The organism is Mycobacterium paragordonae (assembly GCF_003614435.1).
GTDB classification, from domain to species: Bacteria; Actinomycetota; Actinomycetes; order Mycobacteriales; family Mycobacteriaceae; genus Mycobacterium; species Mycobacterium paragordonae.
Genome location: NZ_CP025547.1, coordinates 43,658 through 66,545, shown reverse-complemented (window position 1 = coordinate 66,545; position 22,888 = coordinate 43,658). Strand labels below are relative to the sequence as shown.

At 67.1% G+C, this 22,888-nt stretch carries 21 protein-coding genes; 4 read left to right on the top strand and 17 right to left on the bottom strand.

Annotated elements, in window-relative coordinates:
• Window positions 1–273: 273 nt before the first annotated feature.
• Together C0J29_RS33085 and C0J29_RS33080 are read right to left on the bottom strand one after the other, a co-directional pair.
• Complete coding sequence (locus C0J29_RS33085) at window positions 274–426, bottom strand: hypothetical protein (protein ID WP_162951656.1); 153 nt, start codon at window positions 424–426, stop codon at window positions 274–276.
• 432 nt (window positions 427–858) lie between these two features.
• Window positions 859–1,038 carry a hypothetical protein gene (locus C0J29_RS33080; protein ID WP_162951655.1) on the bottom strand — a complete coding sequence of 60 codons (180 nt, stop codon included), beginning with the start codon at window positions 1,036–1,038 and terminating at the stop codon, window positions 859–861.
• An 83-nt stretch (window positions 1,039–1,121) separates the two neighbouring features.
• Between C0J29_RS33080 and C0J29_RS30515 the strand changes: the two genes are divergently transcribed.
• The 4 genes from C0J29_RS30515 (at window position 1,122) to C0J29_RS30500 (ending at window position 3,299) form a co-directional block, all read left to right on the top strand.
• Window positions 1,122–1,355 carry a hypothetical protein gene (locus C0J29_RS30515; protein WP_120795074.1) on the top strand — a complete coding sequence of 78 codons (234 nt, stop codon included), beginning with the start codon at window positions 1,122–1,124 and terminating at the stop codon, window positions 1,353–1,355.
• A gap of 507 nt (window positions 1,356–1,862) precedes the next feature.
• Window positions 1,863–2,345, top strand: coding sequence for a hypothetical protein (locus tag C0J29_RS30510; protein WP_162951654.1), 483 nt, complete (start codon window positions 1,863–1,865; stop codon window positions 2,343–2,345).
• Between the two features lie 14 nt (window positions 2,346–2,359).
• A complete protein-coding gene (locus C0J29_RS30505) occupies window positions 2,360–2,779 on the top strand; it encodes a hypothetical protein (RefSeq protein ID WP_242460700.1) in 420 nt (139 codons plus the stop codon).
• A gap of 94 nt (window positions 2,780–2,873) precedes the next feature.
• On the top strand, window positions 2,874–3,299 hold the full coding sequence (locus C0J29_RS30500; RefSeq protein ID WP_120795071.1) for a hypothetical protein: 426 nt from the start codon (window positions 2,874–2,876) through the stop codon (window positions 3,297–3,299).
• 47 nt (window positions 3,300–3,346) lie between these two features.
• On the opposite strand, the gene C0J29_RS30495 is transcribed toward C0J29_RS30500, so the two are convergent.
• The 15 genes from C0J29_RS30495 to C0J29_RS30420 all read right to left on the bottom strand — a co-directional run bounded on the left by C0J29_RS30495 (window position 3,347) and on the right by C0J29_RS30420 (window position 22,870).
• Window positions 3,347–3,541: a hypothetical protein gene (locus tag C0J29_RS30495; protein ID WP_242460722.1), complete on the bottom strand. Its 195-nt coding sequence runs from the start codon at window positions 3,539–3,541 to the stop codon at window positions 3,347–3,349.
• Between the two features lie 402 nt (window positions 3,542–3,943).
• Window positions 3,944–5,782, bottom strand: coding sequence for a type VII secretion AAA-ATPase EccA (eccA, locus tag C0J29_RS30485; RefSeq protein WP_120795130.1), 1,839 nt, complete (start codon window positions 5,780–5,782; stop codon window positions 3,944–3,946).
• A gap of 19 nt (window positions 5,783–5,801) precedes the next feature.
• The gene (eccE, locus tag C0J29_RS30480; RefSeq protein ID WP_162951653.1) at window positions 5,802–7,352 is read right to left on the bottom strand and encodes a type VII secretion protein EccE; all 1,551 of its coding nucleotides are present in this window, start codon (window positions 7,350–7,352) and stop codon (window positions 5,802–5,804) included.
• Between the two features lie 41 nt (window positions 7,353–7,393).
• On the bottom strand, window positions 7,394–9,100 hold the full coding sequence (gene mycP / locus C0J29_RS30475; protein WP_120795069.1) for a type VII secretion-associated serine protease mycosin: 1,707 nt from the start codon (window positions 9,098–9,100) through the stop codon (window positions 7,394–7,396).
• Window positions 9,101–9,110: 10 nt separating this feature from the next.
• Window positions 9,111–10,619 (bottom strand): type VII secretion integral membrane protein EccD, encoded by a 1,509-nt coding sequence (eccD, locus tag C0J29_RS30470; RefSeq protein WP_120795068.1) that lies wholly within the window; start codon window positions 10,617–10,619, stop codon window positions 9,111–9,113.
• Entirely contained in the window at window positions 10,616–11,941 is a 1,326-nt protein-coding gene (locus tag C0J29_RS34600; protein ID WP_162951652.1) for a MinD/ParA family ATP-binding protein, read from the bottom strand. The genes eccD and C0J29_RS34600 overlap by 4 nt, the downstream gene beginning before the upstream one ends.
• A 153-nt stretch (window positions 11,942–12,094) precedes the next feature.
• Window positions 12,095–12,997 (bottom strand): ESX secretion-associated protein EspG, encoded by a 903-nt coding sequence (locus C0J29_RS30460; RefSeq protein WP_120795066.1) that lies wholly within the window; start codon window positions 12,995–12,997, stop codon window positions 12,095–12,097.
• 73 nt (window positions 12,998–13,070) lie between these two features.
• Window positions 13,071–13,361, bottom strand: a complete 291-nt coding sequence (locus C0J29_RS30455; protein ID WP_120795065.1) for a WXG100 family type VII secretion target — start codon at window positions 13,359–13,361, stop codon at window positions 13,071–13,073.
• Window positions 13,362–13,400: 39 nt separating this feature from the next.
• Entirely contained in the window at window positions 13,401–13,697 is a 297-nt protein-coding gene (locus C0J29_RS30450; protein ID WP_084023600.1) for a WXG100 family type VII secretion target, read from the bottom strand.
• A 169-nt stretch (window positions 13,698–13,866) separates the two neighbouring features.
• On the bottom strand, window positions 13,867–15,060 hold the full coding sequence (locus C0J29_RS30445) for a PPE family protein (RefSeq protein ID WP_120795064.1): 1,194 nt from the start codon (window positions 15,058–15,060) through the stop codon (window positions 13,867–13,869).
• 7 nt (window positions 15,061–15,067) lie between these two features.
• On the bottom strand, window positions 15,068–15,364 hold the full coding sequence (locus tag C0J29_RS30440) for a PE family protein (protein ID WP_120795063.1): 297 nt from the start codon (window positions 15,362–15,364) through the stop codon (window positions 15,068–15,070).
• Between the two features lie 96 nt (window positions 15,365–15,460).
• Window positions 15,461–19,684, bottom strand: a complete 4,224-nt coding sequence (eccCa, locus tag C0J29_RS30435) for a type VII secretion protein EccCa (RefSeq protein WP_120795062.1) — start codon at window positions 19,682–19,684, stop codon at window positions 15,461–15,463.
• The gene (gene eccB / locus C0J29_RS30430; protein ID WP_242460701.1) at window positions 19,681–21,195 is read right to left on the bottom strand and encodes a type VII secretion protein EccB; all 1,515 of its coding nucleotides are present in this window, start codon (window positions 21,193–21,195) and stop codon (window positions 19,681–19,683) included. Before eccB ends, eccCa begins: the two co-directional genes overlap by 4 nt.
• 14 nt (window positions 21,196–21,209) lie before the next feature.
• Window positions 21,210–22,295 carry a VldE C-terminal domain-containing protein gene (locus C0J29_RS34180; protein ID WP_242460702.1) on the bottom strand — a complete coding sequence of 362 codons (1,086 nt, stop codon included), beginning with the start codon at window positions 22,293–22,295 and terminating at the stop codon, window positions 21,210–21,212.
• Window positions 22,296–22,378: 83 nt separating this feature from the next.
• Entirely contained in the window at window positions 22,379–22,870 is a 492-nt protein-coding gene (locus C0J29_RS30420) for a hypothetical protein (RefSeq protein ID WP_162951651.1), read from the bottom strand.
• Between the last annotated feature and the right edge of the window lie 18 nt (window positions 22,871–22,888).

Here is a 22,888-nt window from a genome sequence, read left to right as displayed (position 1 = left end):
CGTCCCAACGCCCAACCCAGCGTTGGAAACAAAGCGCGACTGCAGAAGTCGCAGAAATCAAAGCTTGCAAGGCCCGCCAAGCCCACAGCGAAGACCCCAGACCCTGACCCTGACCCTGTGATCATTCGTCCGCGCGCCCGCACGGCCGGCCTGCCACAGCTCGTGGCCACGATGGACGTGCAGGCTGTCGCTGACATCGTCGCCGCTACCACCGCGAGCCACACCGGAAGGACGACAGTCGTTGCCTGCCTGCAGGAACTCGCTCCCGATGGATCAGGCGGATATGGGTACCTGACGTGGCGATACGCTGCAACGCGCGCTGCGCGCAGCGAAGTACGATTGAGCACCGCGCCGGAGGACCTCGTAGCCCTCGCTGTCGTCATCGACCACGAAAAACAGCTTCTCGATCAACTGGTGCGCGCCCACGGCTCCATCCTCACCCAACCTAGCCTTGCCGAACGCGGGCTGACCAAGGAGTTACGCTTACTCACCGCCGCTGACGATGGCGGGCGTTCTGCAGCTGACGAATTGCGCCGCGCGAGAGCCTCTTTCGACTCTCTTCGCCGCGCTGTCATGCTCACCATCGCCAGCGCGAGTAATGACCAGCGACTGTGGGACGTGCTCGGCCGACTGCAACCCCTGACCAGGGATCGCCTCGTCGAGACCAGTCCGCAACTGGAGAGAGCAACACGACGGCTCACCGGGTTCATCGTGACCGCCGAGCGACTGTTGAGCACAGACGAAGCGAACCTGGCGCAATTCCTTCGACTCTCGCGTGGGCATCTGATCGCACTCCAGTTGAAGAGGTACAACTTCCTGCGGCCGTTCCGCGACAGCGCCGCCGTATCGTGGACGCCCTTACGTCAGACGACCACAGACCTCCCATTCCAGATCCTTCCGCAGGGTGAGCAGCTCCGCGCCTTCCTTGGTGAGATGCGGAAGTCCAAGATGTACGGCGGCTACCGCGTTGACGAACACCGCCTCACCGTTTTGGAGGATCTGCACAACCATTTCGGGGGTGCCCGATGTGTCTGGCATAAAGGCTCCGGTTCCTCCGACGGCATCGGAACCGCTACCTGGTCCTGGCTATTAAGTCCGCCAACGGATCCGGTGAGAATGCGGTGGCGATCAGCCCGCTCGCAGGGCGACATGCAACCTACGTCGTGCGGCATGAATGCGCCGACGCGGACTGGAAATCGATCTTCGCGCATCCGAAGTTCGAGGCACGCCTCCTCGGCGCACGGAAGCTGCTGTTCACCACCCGCGCCGGTCCCTCCGACCAGTACAGGGCGATGCGCGACAAGATCATCAACCTCCTGGAGTGTCACCCTCGGGAATTCCGTAAACGAATCTGACCAATCGGGCGGCCGCAGCAGACAAGAACGACGGTGGTGAAAGGTTCGCCCTCAGCGCTCTCGATCGAAACGGCCCTGAGTGCACTTCCGGCCTCGGCGATGTGAGGGTGCAGCGCACAGGATGTACGCGGGACTTCGCCTGAAAGGCCCTGGCCGAACGCGGCGGACATACAACTTCGAGAACCGCGCATACAACTCCTTGACGCCCGATGATCACCGATGCTTCTCGGGCCCTGTCGGTGCTTTGATCTACGGTCAGAGCCGAGCGGGTCGGGGGCGTCCTTCCGAATCCCTCGACATGGGGAGGGAACCAGTGGAAGACATACTTCGACTACTGCGGACCGATCCGAGATGGGGCCCGGCCGTGGAGAACCTCGTAGCACTCAATGAATCACGCGGCGGGGAAGCCGAAGCAGCCGCGCTCGCGTACGTCGGTGCCTACGACGGTCGTCGGGGGCGATGATCGTCGACGTAGTGGCCTCACGGCAGCGCACTTACGCTACGAAGGTGAAGCGGATCGTCGCCGACTGGATAGACGCGAACGACGAGCCCACGATCGCCTGGCTGGCGCAACACCCGGTGGAGCCGTCCCGTTACAGCTTGTCGGCTGCAGAGGCGGAAACCATTGGCGTGGTGGCTCAGCGGATGCGGGACTTCGCCGTCTCCGAGGGTATGGAAGACCCCGTCGTTGAGGACGGTGTATGCAAGTTGTGGGCCGACCGTTACGAACCTTTCGACTTAGCACCTCGACTCGACCCCGTGGTCGGATCAGTGAGCGGCATCGGCTTGGCACTGTGGTCTTACATGAGGATGCGCTCGGGCGCTGACGCCATCAAGATCGACGTGCGTGTGAAGAGGGCCATGCGTGCGTCAGGGTTCCACGTCCCGAATGACGACTACGCCGCCCATGTCATCGCTAAAGCGGCCGCCGCCGAGATCAACGTGTCGCTGCTGGTGCTCGATCAGTTGCTGTGGACATTGGACAGCTGAGATAGGTCGTGAACGTGACAGACGAGCCCTCCGACTCCCTCCTCTCGGCCCTGACGAAGGCCAAGATCACGTCCGAGAACCACCCGTTCATACGGCGGCTCACCGATGCCGTCGGCATCTCCGGGTACCGCGCTGTGGAGAGGTCCGACAAGCCGTACGTCATCGCAACCCGGCGCGACGGGCTCCGCGATCTGCACATCTATTGGGGCTATACGACCGGATTCACCACCAAAGAGGAAGCCGTTCGTGTCGCGGGCGGTGTGGGCACAGTCGGAAGCAGCAGTTCACCGAAGGGCACCTGGTACGTGACGCATCCCGTGAACAAGGTCTACTCCGGCGCTGAACGCTCCCGCACTGTGCGGCGGGAAGCGGGGTTGTGCCCAAGCTGCCGCCAGCAGTTACCGGTAACAGGGGTATGCGACAACTGCGAATGAAAACGTGCTCGCCAGTCGCTACAACCGCCAGGGGTAAAAGTTGGAGCAAACACCAGAGCAAATACCAGGGTCTGCCGAGAGTGGAACCCGAAACATGAGCACTGCCAACAAAATTCGTTTGGTGCAGACGGGTCTGGGCGCCACCGTCGCGGCCTTCGCCATGTCGGTCGTCGTGGCCGGCCACTGGTGGACTACGCCACCGCCACCGCCACCACCTCCGCCGCCGTCGGTCAACGTTCCACTGCTGAAGCAGGAGGTCGTCGGGCTGTTGCGAGATCGGTTAAACACCGACGACGCGTTCAAGGAATACGGGATCACGGTGGCCGACGACATGACGCTGATCAACATCGACATCAACAAATACGACGGGCTGGCAACTGTGCACACGCGCAAGGGCACCCAAAAGTTCCTCGAGGTCATCGTGTTGGCCGACCCTAGTGGCGCGATGATGTACCACATGGACCCTGGGTCGGTGACAAGCCTGATCGAGGCGGCCAGCAAGGAGAAGCAAGGCGGCTAGTAGCGCCGGCCGACGCAGCCCCCCATTTCCTTAAACGTTGCGGGCTCTCAGTAAAACCACTGGCCGACGTCGGCGGTTTCGCGGCTGGTGTCGGCGCTGTGATCCATCTCCGACAAGGGCACTGCGGTCTTGTCCGGAACGCCGGCCGTACCGGGGTCGGCCTGGATGAGGGACACCCAGCGCTTGCGGCGCGCCGCGGTGATCTTGCCCCTGTTCACGGCATCATCTACCGCAGCTTCCACCTTGGCCTTGGTAGGCCGGATACGTGTCGTCCCAACCGGGGAATACCTCGTCTGCTGACCACTGGGGAGGCAGAAAGTTTGAGGGCATCACGTCGTGACAGCCTTGGATGCTGGGCAAGGTACACCTCGCCCATACCCCCAGACCCCAGAACCGGACCAACTCGTACCCAGCGAAGGTCTGCGAGTTCACGCACCCGCCTTTTCGCCCAGCCAGTATCGATCTGACAAAAGCTGGTACGCATACTTGAACCGTTCCGCGCGATCCCCCACGGATTTCGGGCTCTTCCGGGGTTCCTGCCGATGCCGTCGGGGCTACTTGGTCGTTAGCTGTGAGGTCCAGCAACCCGCTGCAGGTGTTGACGGGAGTAGCCCGGCAGCCGGTTCTTCGATGCGTGCCGCTAGTCAGCCATGTCGTTCCCGCTTTTCGGACACCGCCGCGCGCAGGCCTTCGGCCAAATCTTCGCCGGTGAGCTCCCGCAGGCTCTGCAGTTGCTCGTCGGTGATGGTGACCTCGTCGCTGGCGAGCAGCTCGTCCAGTTCGGTGGTGTCAAGGCGGTCATTGCGGTGGTCACGCGCCTTTTCCACGACGTTGCGGACGAACCCGGCATTGCCCAGCATGTCGATTTCCCGGATGAGATCGCCGTCAGCGGTCATGGTTTGCTCGGCGTAGAACTTTTCGAACTCGGGTCGCAACACCTCGACGGCTTCGTCGGTGGTGACGTCGTCATCTTCGCTGACCATCAACTTGGTCAGGCCGATCAGCTCGGACGGGGTATAGCTGTGGAACTCAATCACCGTCGAAAAGCGCCGCCGCAGACCCTGATTGACTGCGAGCATCTTCTCGGTGGCCTTGGCGTAACCCGCGCCGAACACGACCAGTTCCTCGCGATGATTCTCCATGTACAGCAGCAACGTGTTGATGATCGCGCTGCCGTAGGGATCACCTTGGGAGTAGCCGGTCTCATGCAGCGTGTGCATTTCGTCGAAGAACACTGCCCCGCCGAGTGCGCCCTCGAGCATTTCCTCGGTGTTCTTTTCCGCATCAGCCATGTAGCGGCCCAACAGTTTTGCGCGGCTGGTCTCCACCACCAGCGGTTTGCGCAGCACCTTCAGACCGCACAGCTGCTTGGTGAATGCCCTTGCCACCGACGTTTTCCCGGTACCCGGCGGGCCCAGCAGCAGCGTGTGGCGTGAGGTGACCGGCACCCGTAGCCCCACCTTGGAGCGTGCCAGGTTCACCTTCGTCGTCGACCGGATGCGTTTGATCTCCCGCTTGGCCGTGTCCATGCCCAGCATCGCGTCGAGCTCGGCCTGGCCCTCGGCCAAACACTGAGAGGCCGTCTCCGCGTCACGGGCGGCTTCGTTGTCGCGGGGGCTGGGGGCGCTGGCCGGATCCCAAGGGTCGGTGCGCGACTCGATCGTCTCGGGATCGGTCAGGACCAGCCGCCGCGTCGGGTCGTCCATCGCCTGGCGCGCCGGCGGGAACTTCGGATCCCGCGAATACACCCGCCGCAGCAGCTGCGCGGCCTCGGCCTCGCGGTCCAGGTGGCGCAGACACATCGCCTGCGTGTACAGGATCACCGTTGTCGCCGGCGGCACGCGATCATCGCGTGCGGCGTGCTCGCCGCGACGGAAGGCGTCTTCGAACACCCCCAGCGACGCCAGCGCCGTGGTGGCCATCGCGGTGGCTGCGCACTCGTATTCCGGCCGGTGCCAACGTTTGTCCGCGGGAAACATCCGCAGCACATCGGTCCAGCGGTGCGCGCAGAAATGCAGCAGGCCCGACACATAGCGATGCAGGTCGGCATCCAGTGGATCCGCCGGCGTGCCCCCGGCAGTGAGCAACTCGTGCGCCTGGCCGTAGCTGTGCTCGCGGATCAGCACGGTGGCGAACGCCGCGCGCAGGGAATCCACCGAGAAGATCGGCAGTTGCAGAAACAGCCCATCGAAGACCGCGGGGCGAAATTCGGTGCCCGCCAACCCGAGTCGGCGGATCTCCCACCCGTAGGATTCTGCGGCCCCCCACGCGCCGGCCAGGACCTCCAGGGTGTCTTCACCGGTCAGAATCCTGCCCAGCCATCCGTCGCACACACCGGGATCGGTCCGCGTCACCGTGGCGAACATGTCGCGGGCCACCCGATCGTTATGACTGGGCACCAGCCCGCCCACACCGATCCCCGAGGCCAACAGGCCACGGCGAAACGCGCTGCGCGCCGGGCTTTCCGCATCGATGCCTGTCATCGCTGCTCCCCCCGGGTCTTCAGGCGGCCCGGTGCGGGCGGGCATCGACCAGACGGCGTTCGTAGTCCAGGTCAATGCGCAGACGGTACCGGAACGCCCACGTTCGGATGACGGCGCTGCGCGCACCCTCCTGCTCGAGATGGATGTCGGCGCCGCTGGCCGTACCGGCGGGCACGGTGCGCACGGTCACGGCCGCCCCCTGCGGGGCTGTGCCGGGCACCTGGTCATAGACGACCATCCAGCGCCGCCGTGTCGGCGGCAACTGTTCGTCCAGCCCGCCGGGCCCCACCAGCGCCAACCCGGCCCCGGTGACCTGTTTCCACTGCTGGGGCCTGTCGGTGTGCACCAGAACCTGATAGCCGGTCGCGGCCGCGCGAAGCGCAACCTGGACCGTCAACGCGAGCTCACCGGCTACCGTCACCGTCGAGGCCGCCGTGGGGGAGCCCAGATCGACTAACAGCGGATGCCCGGTCGCGTTACCGCCCACGATGATGCCGGTAGCCCCGATCGCGACGTCCAGCGACTCGGCGTCATCGCTCAGCTCGCGGGAGGGCACCGCCAAAGGTGCTCTGGCGGTGATGGATCCGGCCGCCAACCCCACATCATGTCGGCCGGTCAGCGGGTTCAGTCCGCTCAACGGCGGCTCGGGCAGCGGGCCGCCGGTGTGGTAGCGCACCACCACCCCCACTGTCGTGGCACCGTCGGGGGCCGGGCGCAGCTGTACGGTGACCGCCGTCGCATCGGTGTCCGGAGTCCACAGCCGGTCCACGGTGTCGCTGGAGATGTCGCCGGGCGACATCCAATAGGTCTGCACATAGCCGTCGGGATGACGCAGCCGACCCCACCCGCGGCGAATTGCTGCCGGATCGGCCCCGGCCAACAGCCCCATGTCAGCCTCCCGTATCTGCTCGGCCGTCAGGACCCGCGCAGGGCAGCGCCGGCTCGTGAGTTCCTGGGCCAGCCACTCCGCCGCGGCTCCCAACGTGGCCGCTACCGACTCCCGCCAGAGGATCGCCCGGGCGCTTGCGGTGGCGTCGAATCGCGCGACCAGCCAGGTCCGGCGCTGCCCCACCGCCGGATGATCCCCCACCAGGCTCGAATACACCGCCGCGTAGTTGTGGTGTCGTGCTGACGCCCGGCGCATTCCGACACTGACAATGTCGATCGCGTCCAGGGTGACATCGAACTGGCGCAATCCCTGCGCTACCGCGGCCACCGGCAACTTCGCCAACGAGGCGACACGATGGTGGTCCAGAGCCGACGGGCTGTGCGCCTGGCCGTCCACGGCCACCACCGCGACCAAATACGGCCCCACACCGCGGATTCCGACCGGCCCCTGCCCGTAGGTGCGGTCATAGTCGGCGGCCTCGCCTGCCGGTGCGCCGACCGCAGCGCCCCGAGACGTCACCGTGCGCCACGCTAACGTCAACAGCGGTGCGCCCCGCCAGCGCAGCAGTGCCGACGCGCTGACTGCTGCCGCCAGCACGGCCGCGACCCACCAACCAGCCCGGCCTGCCACGGCGCTGCCAGCCCACAGCAACGCCACATCGGCGACAAACAAAGCCACCACGCGGGGCCATCCAAGAGCCGCGCCCAGCGCGAGCATCGGCCTCATCGTTGCCCCCTGCTTCGCATCAATGCCGCGCTTCCCAACACCGCGCTGCACACCACCGCCAGCGCCCCGACGCCGCCTGCGGCGACCCACACCGGCGTCATGTCGCGGCCCACCTTCGGTGGTTCCAGCACCAATGGTGAGGACAACCGTTGCGGCCCAACCGGTTCCCCCGGTGCAATGTCATAGGTCAACGCGGCGACCGGGTCGATGATCCCGTGCCCGACCCGGTTGTCCACCCCGCGGCCCGGAGCCCGCGCCGTCGCCAACATGCGGTTGATCACCTGATGAGCGGTCAGCTGGGGATACTTGGCGCGCACCAGCGCGGCAACCCCGGACACGATGGCCGCCGAGAACGAGGTCCCGACCGGCGCCACCATCGTGTTGTCCCTGCCTTCAACGGCATTCATCAACCCGTCCTCGCGTGGTGACACGCCCTCGATATCGGTGCCCGGCGCCGCAAGCGACACCCACGGTCCGGCCATGCTGGTATCCAGCGGCGCCCCCGTGGCATCCACAGCACCCACAGTCATCACATAGTCGGAGAACCATGCCGGGGTAACCACGGTCGTCACTCCCGCCCAGTCCCGAGGATCGTTGGGAGTCAACGGGTCATACACCGGGTTCTGTTTGCAGTCACTGTTACCGCTGTCCCCGCTGTTGCCCGCCGCCGCCACGATCACCGCGTTACGGTCCACGGCGGCATAGCGGATCGCAGCCCCCAGTTCACGCTGGTCGATGATGTTCGTCGCGCTCATGCACGACACCTCCGAGATGTTGATCACCGCCGCGCCCAGATTGGCCGCATGAACGATGGCCCTTGCCATCGTGCGGATGTCGCCGGCTTTGCGCCGCGTCGCCGGGTCCTGGTCCCCGCCGAAGGCATCCTTGGGACTGAACGCCCGCGAACTCTGCCGGATCGCGATGATCTGCACACCCGGGGCCACGCCGCTGAATCCGTCCGCCGCAGGCGGCGGGGGTGCAGGGGGCGGGCCGGGCGGCGGCTGTTCGCCACTGGTTGCCGGTGCGGGGTCCTCAGCGGCCCCCGGCACGTTGACCGGCGGTCGCACGCCGGCCCCGGCCGCGACGATCACCGGCGAGGCCGACCGGTGCCACAGCGCCGGTCCCTCCTCCGGCGGCGGTGGAGGAGGCACCTGCACCGTCACCGTCTGCGGCGGCGGAGGGGGCGGTGGGGCCTCGGTGGTCGGTGCCGAGTCGGGCCGGCGCGTCTGCCGCGGCGCCGGTAGCGGGGTCTTGCCGTCGGCGGGGGCGCCCGCAATCAGCGAGGCCACCACCGTGCCGTGTGCGTCGCAGTCCGACAGGCCATCGCCGCCGGCCGCCACGTAGTCCCCGCCGCCGACGAGATCGGGCAGTCGCGGATGCGGACTGACCCCGGTGTCGATGACCGCCACCTTCACTCCGCTGCCGCGTCCGAACCGCCACGCCTCAGCCAACTCCAGCATGTCCATGAAGTGGGGTTGCACTCGATAGTCGGTGCCCGGCAGCGTCCCCACCCGCGTGCAGTACGCGCCCTGGCGCATCGGCTGATCCGGGCCAGGCGGGCCATCGGCAGGCAACGCGGCGAGGTCGATCTGCGGCGGCTCCACCGCCGTGGCCGTCGGCGCGGCAACCCACATCGCACTCACACTCAGAGCCGCCACGCTCAGCCCCGCGGCGACCGTCTTGCGGCAACCCTGCACCGACATCACCGCCCGCCTACCGGTACCGGATCGCGGCCAGCACACCCATGAGCCAGAACCCCAACGGGAAAACGGCGGCCAGACACAGGTATTCGATCCACTCCACGACTTTGCGGAACGTCGGGGTGTAAAACCGGTGCGGCACCACCACCCCGGCCACCAGTCCCGCGACCGGCACGGCAACCATCACCGATGCCCCGACCACCAAAGCCGCCACCGTCCACAACCCCACCACGTAACGGCCCGCCACACCGATCACCACCGCGACGGCCGCCGCCGCCAGCACCGTGGCCTGCCACCGATCAGTGAACGAGCGGCCTCGCAGTAACACAGCCACCGCCACCAATCCCGCCACCAGCAGCGGCAGCCATCGCCGCGGCCCGTGCGGATCGCACAACCCCACGCAACACACCACCATCAGGGTGGCCGTGGCGATCAGCAGCCCCGACAAATAGGCGTGGGCCCGGTCGGTGCACACCACCACATCACGCACCGACTCCGGCCCGTCATAGGTGGCGATGCCGCCGGAGGCCACCACTTTGTCCGACGGCAGGTCTGGGCGGGTTTCAAAAATCCAGCGCCCCGACGCCGATGGGAACACCGGCAACCGGATCCCCGCCGCCCACCGCGCCACGGTCGGCGCCAGGTGCATCATCAGCACTGACGCCAGCAGCACAGTGGTCAACAGGGTCACCGCCGAGGTCACCAGGAACATGCGCGCCAGCGCAGCCAGCCCGGCCGCCCCACCGGCCACGACCACCGCTGTCCCCAGGGCGATATAGCGGCCGGTGAACCGAACTATCAGCACCGCCGCGCTGATCAGCGTCGCCAAACCCAAGGCCGCATGCGGGGCCCCGACCGGGCCCGGCACCACCGCTGCGGCACCCACCCCCGCCGGCACGCCACCGGTCAGCAGCAATGTGTCGCCGATTCGGCGAGGTTCGGTGCGGGTCAAGCGCACCACGATGATCACCGCCGCGGTGAACAGCATGACCGCCAGGGCGCCGCAGAACAGGCTCGGCCACCACCCCGGGTGGCCATAACGCCACCGCAGCATCAACACCGAGGCGGCCAGCACGCCGGCGACCACCATCGCCGCCCCGACCCGCCCCGCCCAGGCCGGCGTCAGACCCGGCCACCGCTTGGTGAGCTCCTCGGCCACCGCCGAGGTCACATGTTCGACCACATTGATCCGCGCCTCACTATCAGGCACGAACCGAAGCCACAGGCGCGTGCCGTCGCGGACACCCTGATCGGCCAGCGATCGCGATGGTTTGAGCGCGTTGCCGTCCACCCAGCACAACGCCCACCGGCCCCGGCCCTGCCCGGCGGTCATGGCGGGCTGCCCAAGCTCGTCGAGCCGGGCATTGATCACCTCGACCAGGGCCGACATCTGCACCGACACCGGCGCGCAGGCATCCAGAACCACACCGACTTTGGTCGTTGCGGCCGTCACTGCCACCAGCACCCGCGGCGGTAACACCGCCGCCGGTGTGCCCGCGGCGTCGTGCTGCTCGGCGCTCACCCGTGCAGCGCTCCTGCGGTGGGGAATCCGTCGGCCAGTTCGGCGGCCAGGTCGATCAACGCAGCGCGCGTCCGTGGTCGCAGCCCACCGAAGTCCAGCGGCTGCGCGTCGCGAAGGTGCGCGTCGAAGGGAATGACCTTCACCGCCGCCACCCGCGGACCCAGTGTCTGTGTGACGTGCGTGATGAACTTCTTGTTCGCGCACCGGTAGGCGTCGTTGAGCACGATCACCGACCGCTTCAACAGCTCGTGCCCGTTGCGGGCGGCCAGCCAGTCCAGCGTCTTTTCGACCGCCAGGCCCCCTTCGATGTTCATCGATCCCACGATCATCAGCGCGTTGGACGCCGACAACACCGACGGGATGACCGGATGGTCGATTTCAGCCCCGCAGTCCACCAGTGACAGCTGATAGAAGCCTTGGGTGCGCGCGATGGTGTCGGCGAACGTCTCCGGTGTCAGGGGCAGCGGATGGGCCACGTTCTGGTTGCCGGCCAGGACCTCGAGCCCTTCCTCGTTGTGGCCGAAGAATTGCCGGGCGATGCTGTAGCTCGTCAAGTCGCCGTGCCCCAGGAATTCCCGAATGGAGGACGGCGCCTTGGTGCCATCTGAGACCAAACGACCCAAGCCCCCGTAGGTCGGATTGGCGTCGACGGCGATGACCGGTTCGTTGCGGAACTTGCGCAGTGTGCTACCCACGGCCGCGACCAACGTCGTCTTCCCCACACCGCCCTTGATGGAAATCGCGCTGATCTGGTAGACGCCCGGGATGTTGGTCGTGATCCGTGCCGTCTGGTCCCGCAATGTCCGCTCGGCCGGGCCCGCGCCCAAGTTCACCTGATGCATCGTCGCTGCGTAAACCGCTTTGCGCCAACCCATTTCGGGTGGCCGCCGGCGCTGCTTGACGACCTCGCCGACTTGAATCTGCCGGTGGCCGTATGCCGCGGCATGAGGGTCGGCCTGCGGGGCCCACCGCTGGGCCGCGGCGGCTACTTCATGCTGGTGCCCGGCCGGGAGCGGCGGCGCCGGCTCGGGCCGGTTACCGCTGTCGGGAAGGTGCCCCACCCCGGCGGCCCCGGCTCCGGTGGGCTGGGGAGGCGCCGGGGGCGGTGGCGTGCGTTCGCTGGCCGGCGGCGCGAATGACGGCCCCGAGGGCGGCGGCGCCACCTGAGGCGGTCGCGCGGTCTCCATCTGGGCCTGCGGCGGCGCGACAGGGGCCGGCATCGACGGCTCACCCGGCTGTGGGGCCGGGCCGGCGGGATTGGCGCGGTCCGGGCCCTCAGGGGGCAGGTAGCGCGCCATGAAATCTGTATTATCGGTAGTCATTCAGTAACCCCACATAGTCCGTTCAGTGTGACCGTCTGCGCCAATCTTATGACGCGAATTCTCGCTATACCACGGCCACCCGATACTTTCCGCGAATCCGTTTGCTGGAATCACTTCCTGTCATGGCCGGCTGTGTCACGAGGCGGTACCCTTTCACCCCATTCTTTCGTGGGTGTCCCAGGACTTCACCGGCACACTGTCCATAGCCGACACCACCCCGTGACGCACTTGCGCCGCATTCGCCGGACCCACCGCCATCCACTGCTGCTGGCTGCCCCGCGGCGGATTCACCCGGTACAGCGCCACCCGCCCCGCGTCGGTGTCGCGCAAGTCCAGTACCGAGTCACCGGGTGCCGTCGTGGCATCGATGTACGCCCGCCCGTAGAGCACTGCCTCGGCCACCGGCTCCTCGAGCGCCTGCGCCACCTGCGCCAGCGCCGGCCCGGCCAACCCGACCGACGTGAGCGCCGCCTGGCGGCTGGCGGCAGTACTGGCCCCGGCCAATTCGGCTGCCGCACCGCAGATCCCGTCCAACGGCACATTCACCGCGCTGATTGCCGCAGGCGCCGCGCGGTGCACCGAGTCCAACGCCTCACACACCAACCGGCTTAACCAGTCCGGATCCACCACGGCGCAGTCATCGATGGTGACGTGTGAGCCGGCACGCACCGCCGACGCCCAGCGCCCGTCCCGGCGGGCCAGCACGATCCTGAGTTGCCCCTCCGGGATCGAGCGCCAGCTGGCCGGATCGTCCAGTGCCACCGGGGCTGACCAGCTCATCGGCCCCTGCGCCACCAGGACGATGACCTCCACGTCAGGGGTGCCCAGCACGCGCATGCGGGCTGCGATGTCCGGGCGCACGACGGCACCCTCGTCACAGATGCCCTCCTCGACGAGCACACCCAGACCCGGGTGCTGCATCACCCACTGCATCGAGCGCGGCTGCCCATAGGGCCGGCCGCGCAACTCCGGAGCAAGCCGACCCACCCCCAGCAGCGCCTGGAGCAGCCACAACCCGTCGAGGTTGACGGTGATGTCACCGGCAGTAGCGTTCACCGCGCCAACTCACCCTTCCTCAACGAAACGCGGCGGCACCAAACAGGTGCCGCCGCGCCGATGCCGCCCGGATCTATACCGACGACCATGCAGAACTGACCGCACCGTCGGTGCTGTGCATGTTGTTACCGGCGGTCTGCACCTTAGCCCCGTGAGCGTTGGCCTGCTCGTAAATGACCTGGAAGTTCCGTCCCAATTGGGTGATGAACTCCTGGCAGGACGCCGAGCCTGCGCCGCCCCAGAAATCGCCGGCGGCCAGCACGTCACGCACAATGGCCTGATGCTCGGCCTCGAGTGCGCAGGCCTGGGCGCGGATCGTGGCACCGTGGGCTTCGACGTCACCGAACTGGTAGTTGATTGACATGGTTCGCGTTCTCCTGACGGTTGTGGTTCTCGTCCGCGGCTAGCTGCTCAGAACCTGCTGGGACGCCTGTTCCTGCTGCTCGTAGTTGTTGGCGTCACGGATCAGCCCGTCGCGGACGCCGTGCAGCATGGTGACGATGTTGCGGAACGCCTGATTCATCTGGCTCATCGTGTCCAGCGAGGTCGTCTGGGCCTGACCGCTCCAGCCGGCACCGGCGATGTTCTGCGATGACGCCCACATCTTGCGGGCCTCGTCCTCGACGGTCTGGGCATGCATCTCGAAACGCCCGGCCATGTCCCGCATCGCGTGCGGGTCGGTCATAAACCGTGTTGTCATATCCTCTTCTCTCCTTAATTGACGGGTATTGCGCACTATTGTTCAGCGTTGCTGTGACCCAAGTCTATTGGCCGTTCACAACGTCGGGCAACGGTGGCCGGTGGCCAATTTCAAAGAAAGTTCGAGACTCTTTTGAACGCCATTCCGGTCCCTTTAATCCCGAGCGAGACTAGCGGCGGTCGAACACTTTCACCGGGGTCCCGTAGCGGGGTGTGCCCGCGCCGTCGCTGCGGCGTCCACCCAGCCCGGCCGCCATCGGTGCGCCTCCGTACATGCCCGCACCCGAGGCAGAGGCGGGTACCGCTGCCCCCGTCGCCGCACCCGGTGGCGCGACCACGGGCGCCGCAGCCCTGGCGGCTGTCGCGCCCGATTCGCTGGGCCCACCGGCCGTCCAGGTCGCCGGCACCGATAATCCGCCCAGTGACGCCGCGCGCCCCGCGATCGCCTCCACCCCGCCACCGGCCGAGGCGGCCCCGCTGAGCCCGGATAACCCCGAACCCGTGAGGCCACCGGCAGCTCCCGCCCCGCCAGTGCCCATCCCGAGCAGGCCAGGATTGTTCAGCATGCCCATAAAGGGGGACAGCAGGGATTGGAACTGGCCCAGACCGCCGGCCGGTGACCCCAGGCCACTACTGAGCGGAGACGAAAGTCCTTGCAGCGCAGAAGGTATCATGGTGACCAGCTGTGGCCCCATCGTCAGCACCGTTTGCGCGTCAAGGCCGGCCGGCAGACTGGTCAACCCGCTGCTCTGACTGGCGAGGTTAAACGGTTGCTGCCCACCGGCAGTACCGCCCGATTGACCCAGCACTGCGGCCTGGGCGGCCAGGCCCATCGGATTGGAGTTGGGCAGCGGTGGCAAAAACGGCACCAACGTGCCGGTGATTCCCGCCGCATCGGCGGCGAACCCGTACATTACCGTCGAGTCCTGGCCCCACATTTCGTCGTAGGCGGCCTCGGTGGCCGCAATGGCTGGAGTGTTGACGCCCAGAAAGTTTGTGGCCATCAGCGTCAACAGCGTGTTGCGGTTGGCCTCGATGACCGGCGGGGGCACCACCCCGGCCCGCGCGCCTTCAAACGCCGCGGCGGCCGCACCCGCCGCGGCGGCGGCCTCCTCGCACTGCTGGGCCGTGGCGATCATCCACACGACATACGGTGCCGCCGCCAGTGCCATCGAAATCGACGACGGCCCCAGCCACGAACCCGCGGCCAGCGCGGAGACCACCGACCCGAACGCCGCGCCGGCCGAGCCCAACTCCACTGCCAGCGCCTGCCACGCGGCGGCCGAGGCGACCAGAGACGACGAGCCCGGGCCGGCATACATCCGTCCCGAGTTGATCTCCGGTGGCACCTCGTAGCCGGTCATGGCACGGCTAGATCATGGCGGCGATGTTGAGCGCCTCGGCGGCGGCGTAACTGCCGGCGCTGGCCCCCATCGTCGCCACGAACATCTCGTGCACCACCGCTGCGATGGCCTGGGTCACCTGATACACCCCGGCATGGGTTCCGAACGCGGCGGCCAGCAGCGCAGAGGCCGGCTCGGCCGCCGGCGGTAGGACGCCCAGCGTGGCCGGGGCACCCGCGGCATTGCCCGCCGCCACGGTGCTCCCGATTGCGGCCAGGCTCGACGCCGTCGATTCCATCGACGTCGGTAACGCGGTTACGAACATTACAACCTCCTGAAACGTCAGTGCATCGCAAACATCGTTGAATGGATGATGGTTCCTTGGCCGGAGTCTAGCGCCACCGACTCGGATGCGCGCGGTTCACGACGGCCCCGATTCCCGCAGCGCCGGGTCCGCGACCTGCACGTATATTCCCGATTCGGTGGTATTCATCAGGAATCCGCGGCCCGGTGGCATGGGGTGCCCCTTCCATCGGGACTGGATGAAACCGTCATCGGGGTCGGAATCCATCACCAGCAGTGGAGCCCGGGACTCCCGCAGCCGGCGAAGGACAGGATCGGCCCCCATCGCCGAGACGAACCCGCCGAACGCGCGGGTGTAGATGATCCGCAGGCCCACATCGGCCCCGGACTCCACGAACCGCGCGATGGGTTCCAGCGGGGAATCGAAGCCCGGCGGCAGGCGCTGGGCGTCGTCGATCACCAGCCAAATCTCGGGCCCCGTCCAGCTGTGCTGCGCGATCGGGCCCGCCTGCGGGGTGTCGTCGGGCTCCCGCGCGGCCAGGACCGCGGCCAACTCTGCCATCCGCTGCTTGATCGTCGACGGCGTGGAGGCGAAGCGGTGCACATAGGACGGGCCCAGCACGTTGTGCAGCTGCCGGCGAGGATCGATCAGCCACACCTGCACCGCCTTACGGCCATCGGAGTGCGGTGCATGCCCCTCAGCGCCCGGCGCACACGCCCGGGCGAGCTCGGTCATGAGCAGCGCGCACACCGACGTGCGCCCGCACTTGCCCTGCCCGGTGATCAGCAGATGCTGTCCCTCGAAGTGCACCGGCTGCTCGGTCTCGCTCAGCGCCCACACCAGCGACTCATCTGCGCTGGAAACGGCGCCGGCCAGCACAGTCAGCTCCGCCGACGTCACCCGCTTGGGCAGGCGGCGCACCCGAGGCGCCGCACGGAACCGGGCCGCCCGCGCGCTCACCGCCTCGACGACACTGCGTGAATCGAACCCGTCGCCCGTGGCGGCTTCGGTGGTCGGGCGTGCCATCAAGGTGTGCAAACCCACCGGGTCCGCGCCGCGGCGCTCATAGTTCTGCGCGATCATGCCCCGGCCCGGACGGCTCGCCGGAACCGTGTCGGCCATTCGCGGCTTGACCAGCACCGCATCGGTGGTCTCACCGAGGCGAAGTTCGACCCGCGACCCCACCCCGAAGCTGTTGCGTACCTCCGGGCGCAACTCGCTGGTCTTGCTCACCGTGACCACCACATGAATCCCGAAGGTGGGCCCCTCCTTGATCAGCTTGTTGACCGGGTCCAGTAGCACCTCATACTCGGTTGCCAGGCCCGCGTAGTTGTCGATCACCAGGAACACATCGCCGTAGCCGTCGTCGGGAACGTCGCCAGGTTCACCGCCGAACTTGCGTCGCCGAAACACCTCCATCGACATCACCCGGTGTTCATCAAAGCTGCGCTGGCGTTGCTTGAGCAGATGTGTCAGTTCGAACACGCTGCGGCGCACACCATCCCGATCCAACGCCGGTGCGACCGAGCCGACGTGCGGCAAACCCGCCACACTGCCCAGTGCGGCACCGGAGAACGCCAGGCAGTAGAACTGCACCTGCTCAGGGGTGTGGGTCATCGCGGCCGCGCACATCAAGTCCTGCAGTGCGGTCGTCTTACCCGAACCCTGCGCGCCGACAACCAGAACGTTGGCGCCCGGGCCCGACACATCCAGCCTCAACGGGTGCTGATCATGCTTGAACGGCCGATCCACCACACCAATCGGGAACACCAAGTCCCCGGTGCCGGCATAGTCGTCCTGCCAGTTGCGGCCCAGGTGCGCATTCACCAGCTTCTCAACGCTCCACGGCTCGTCCAAGGGAGGTTGCCACAGCCGGTACGGCTCGAAGTCGACGTGGCGAAGCTGATCGATGATGATGCGCGCGACCTTGGGCCGCATCAGCGCCGCATTGACCGCGTCCTCACCCGCGGCGGGCTCCGAATGCGGCGCCGATGCCGGCACACCCGAATCGGGTGCACCGGCGCGGTCCTCGCCGGCATCGGAGGACGGGACGGGTGTCAAATCCGTCGTAAAGAGTTGCGGTGCAACGTAGGTCACGGACGGGCCAGCTCCCGCGGAACTGTCGTCGTCGAAGTCCTCGATGCCCGGCTTGCGGTACTCCCGCCACAGCCATTCGCCCCGGAACTTCGTCACGTCCGCGTTCGACGGCGTGCCGTGCAGGAAATAGCAGTCACCGGACTGTTTCAGGTTGACCGCGTTGGGCACACCCACCGCCGTCGCCGCCGCCTGGGTCTGCGCTTTCAACGCCAGCCGGTACCCCATGTTTCCCAGCAGCTTCTCGGCCCGGTTGTCGATCTCCTGGCTGGCGATCAGCAGATGGACCCAATACGAGCGGCCCTGCCGGCAGATCTGATCCAGGGCGTCTTGAACGTCGGCCGCCATCATCTTGAACAGCTCGGCGAACTCGTCGATGATGACCAGCAGCACCGGAAGCGGCGGCAACGGCTGCTGCCCCGAGGCCAACCGGGCCGTGCGCATCTTGTTGTACTCCGTGGCATCATCGGCGCCGGCCTTATCGCACACCGCTTTACGCCGCGCGATCTCCCCCCACATCGCGTCGACAAACCTGTCCAACAGGCTCTGGTCGTCCTCGAGGTCGGTGATGATGTGCGCTACGTGCGGAACGCCGGCGAACGGTTTGACACCCGAGCCGCCCTTGAGGTCGGCCAGCATCAACTGAAGGTTCTGCGGAGGATGCCCCAGCACCAGCGACACCAGCGCAGTGCGCAGCATCTCCGTTTTCCCCGAACCCGTTGTTCCCGCCATCACCCCGTGCGGGCCGTGGCCCCCCTGCGATGACTCCTTGAGGTCCAGGAAGAACAGCTCTCGGTTGTCGGCTCGGTTGCCCAGCGGAATACGCAGTCGCTGCACGGAATTGATGTCACTTCGACTCGCCCACAGCGCCTCGAAATCGATGTTTGCCGCATCGTCGATCCCGTAATGGGCCAGGATGTCTCGCGCCATGAACCGGTCCGCGCTGCTCATATCCAGGGTCTCGTAAGCTTCCGCCAACCGCCAGCGGGCCATCCGTTCGGCGAAGGCTTCGGCGTCATCGCGGCTCATCTGGTCGGCGACGGCGAAAAACTGCCGGCGGTGGGCCTCCTTGGCGTCCCAGGTCACCGGGTCACGCGGAACCGCCGTGATTGTCCCGACCTCAGAGATATCCAGCACCCGCTTCGGGTCAGCGCAGGCCGGCACCACGCCGCTCCCCCGCATACCGAAGAACGTCACCCCGCTGATTCCGGCGCTATCCCCCAACCGATCCCAACCCTCGCCGGTGTCGCACACAATGACCGTCTGCGGCAACGGTGCGATCGGTTCTTTGATCGCCCCATGTCGTGCCCGGAACTCGCCGCGCCCCCGCAACGCCAGCGCCTCCTGCTGGGCTGCGAGAAAATCCGCCACCGACCCATACACCATCCGTATCGGCCCGGCGCCGTCCTCAACAGCCGGGTCAGCGGCATGCGGCAGCCACTTCACCCAATCCCATTCCGCCGCATCCGATGTCACCACGACAAGCCGAATGTGATCGCTGCCGTGGAAAAACGCCAGCTGACAGATGACCGAGCGCATCAGCCCCAGCACCCGCTCCCGCGGCCCCCGCAACTCATAACCCGGCTCGACCATCAACGACACCAACGCCGGCGTGCCGTAAGCCACCGTCTGATAGCGCACGAACTCCTGCAACACCTTGCCCGTCACCGGCTCCAGCTCGATATCGGTCGGCATGTCTTGCGGCTCGACGAATCTCGCCGCCCCGGACTCCACCAGATCCGTCATACCCACGCCCACCCGCACCACGCCGAACCAGGTATCGGTGCCGTCGGCCTTGCGTTCCCACATCCGCACGCTGCCCAGGCTGGCCTCCAGGGTCGCAGGCGGTGGGTGATACCACCGGTAATTGGCATCCAGGCGGTCCGCCATCTCCGCGGTGCTGGTCCGCAACTGGTCGACCACCAACAAGAACCTGGCCCGCAACGCATCCAACTTGGTGCGCGACAACTCCTGCGAACCGCCACGGCCGGTGAACAGCATCGCCAGCAGACCGCCGACCATCAGGATCGGGAAGAACGACCCCGCCCCGGTGAACGATCGCGCACCGCTGGCAAAGCTGATCCCCACCATCGCCCCGACCAGGCCGATCAACCCGATCACCAGCACCACCGTCCACCACGGCTTACCCTCCGGCGGAGGCGTTTTCAGTGGCGTGGGAAGCTCAATCGATGCCGGCTTCAGTTCCGGCGCAGCAGCGGGCTTGGACCGGGCGAACGCTTCCTTCACTTGGGGATCTCCAATGGGGCAGGGTTACCGTCCACCGGCAACGCGTTGTGCCGCACCAGTGCGTCGGCACGCGACAACATCGGGCCGGCCGCCAACAGCCGCAACACCGACCACGGAGCCGGCCGCGGAGGACTCGACAACCCCAATGCCCTCAAAGTCTCATCCTCGCGAGCCACACCGAACCTCACCCCGGAATCGGACAGCCACCACAACGACTCGGCCGTGGACGATGACGGTGAATTACCGGTGGAAACAACGTAATTAGCGTAATCGCGACCGAGAAACACCCGGTCGGCCTGCAACGCCGAACCGCCGGCTTTCACCAGTTCAACCACCTTGCCGGTATCAGAGTCGGCCACCGGGATGGTGGGCCCCACAATCAGCGACGTCGACGCCATCGACTCCCCCGACACCCTCTCCCACTGCCAGCACGCCGACGCATTGACCTGGCTATCCACCACGCGCGGCGGGGCGGCCGGAAACGCCGACAGATCCAGCACGTTGACGACGGGCAGCTTTGCCAACACCGCACCCGCGACAACCGGCGTCCCCACCCCGGCAGGGCCCGCATTCTGCAACACCTGCGCCGCTAACGCCGACACCGGCTGCACACCCTCGGCAAGCACCACCGAATACGCCGTCTGACCACCGACCTGCGGAGTCGACACCACCGTGCCCACCGGCCCCGGGGCCCCAACGAACCTCGCCGGTGACCCCGCACCGGCGATCACCGGCACCGACAACACCGGACCCACCGGAATCGCATCCAACAACGCCCGGCTCATCGGCCGCGCCGACGACAACGCCTCGGCCCCCAACCCCAACGCCAGCAACACCGCACGTGAGCCCCGATCAATCAGCGAACGCCGACCATCGCGGATCAGCCACACGTCGTCACCGAACCGGCGCACCAGCGCATCATCAGGGCCCAACACGCGGCGGCGCTCACCCAACTGCGGGCGCCCGTCGATCACCGTCACCGTCACCGGCTCGGGAGCTCCAGCGCCCAACGCCTTCGTAATCTCATCGCACACCAACCACGACGACCGCGGCGGGGACGTCGCCGACATCTCCTGCGGGGCCCCCGCAATACCCACCAACGGACCCCGGGGGCGTGCGTCGATTTCACTGCGCCGCACCCGATCCGGAATGGACGGCTCACCGGCAATCAGCCGGGCCGACACCAGATTCAGCGCCGGATACAGCTTGTCGCCCACCTGCACGTACAAGGCGCCGGAATGCTGGTCAGCCAAAATCCGAGACGAGCCCGCCGAGCTCGCTGGCCGCACGAACGACAAGAACAACGCGCCCAGACACAACACCGCCGTGGCCGTCACTCCCGCCAGCAGCGCCATCGACTGGCGCCGCCCCGGCTCGGCCTCCATCCGCACCCGCCGCCTGGTCATCGCCAACACCGCGCGGCGGGCAAAGAACTGGTGCCCCGACACCTGCACCCGCGTCGAGAGCACCAGACCACGGCCCGGCCGCCGATCCTCCTCAGACCTGCTCACAGGCTCTATCTCACTCACAGCCGGTACACCTCGTCGCCACGGGCATGCCCGCCGCCGTTGGTCGCGATATGGACGTGATCCATGTGGTTTTGCGTCGCAGACCCGCGGTTCTCCATCAGCTGCGACGACCCGTCCGGGTTGTATAACGTCTGGTGCCAAATCACGTGATTCAGGTTGAACTGGTCGGTGTGCGCAAGCGCGAACCGTAAAACCGCATCCCCCAACGCTTTGCCGTGCGGTGAACTCGGATCAGGAATCATCACATCGATCGCCTGACCATTCGGATGCCACTTCAACGAATCAGGACGCACCCCACCGATAGTCCGGATCTCAGGAAACGCCGCCGACACCGCCCGAGCGGCCAGAATCGTGTCGCGCTGCAACCCCTTCTCCGACGCCACACCCGGCGGCAACACCCCACCAGCCGAGCGGCCCACCAGACTGGCCGGTATTCCGGCACCGCCGCTCGCCCCGCCTGAGCCCAGCTGGCCCAGCAGTGACGTCGGTACGCTACCCAGGCCACTGAGCCCGCTGACACCCCCGCCCCGGGCAGCGCCGAGCATCATCGGAATGCCGCTCAGTCCCGACAACCCGCCGCCACCACCGCCGACCCTCAACCCCTGATAGGCCTGAGCCATCTGCCGCAACCGCAGCGTCAACAACCGATTCTGGGCGGTGGTCTGCTCGATCTGACGCTGCATCGCGCCCAACCGCTCGTCCATCGCCGACACCATCAGGCGCATCCCCGCCCCGGTGTGGGCCACCCGCCCGATCGCGGCCGCCTGGGCCCGCGCCACCTCACGCACCGACCCCGAACCAGCATGTCCCCGCTGCCCCACCGCCCCCGCTTCACCGGCACCGTGACCCGACTCCGCATCCAGGCCGGACACCAGGCCGCGCACTGCCCCATACGCACCGGCGGCGCCGGCCACCCCGGCGCCTAAGCCGCTGCCACCACCAGGAGCCGGCGGTGCAGCGCCCTGACCGCCACCAGCGGCGAACACCCTGCCGGCGGGGCCCCCCGAGGCGGGAAACAGCTCATGGGCGCGGGTCAGCAGACGATCCACATCCGCGACCAACTGCGCCACACCAGCACCCACCCACCAAAATTAACCCGCCAAAAACCCCGACACCACAACGGAGGGAGGAAAAGCGGACCCGTCCACCACCGCCGCCGGTGGCGTCAAACAGATTGTTGACCGTAGCCGCGCGCCAACTCACGAAGCTGCTCGGCCGCAGCAGAATTAGCCTCCCTGACCGCCTCAACTCGACCCTGCAAATCCCCCAGACGCTCATCAAGCACCGAGACCAGCAGCCGCATCCCGGCCGCCGAATTTGTCACCGGCAAAATCGCCGACACCTGCGCGCGAGCCTGCTCCCGCAGCAACTCGGCCTCGCGGCGGGCATCCACGCCCACCTGACCAGCAGCCGCCACCACCTGCGCGCTGGCCTCATCCGCGCCCCGCACCGACGACTGCACACGAGCCAGCTCACCCTGCGCGCCGGCCACTGTGTCCGCCAGCGCACCCCCCGCCGGCACCGCCGCGGCCGAATCCGTCGTAGCCAACGCCACCGCAGGTTCAGCGCCAGGAAACAGCGTGCACCCACGAGCCATCAGCCGATCAATCACCAGATCGGCGAACTCCTGCATCACCGGATCAACCTCGCCGCTCACGCCACCACGCTAACGCTG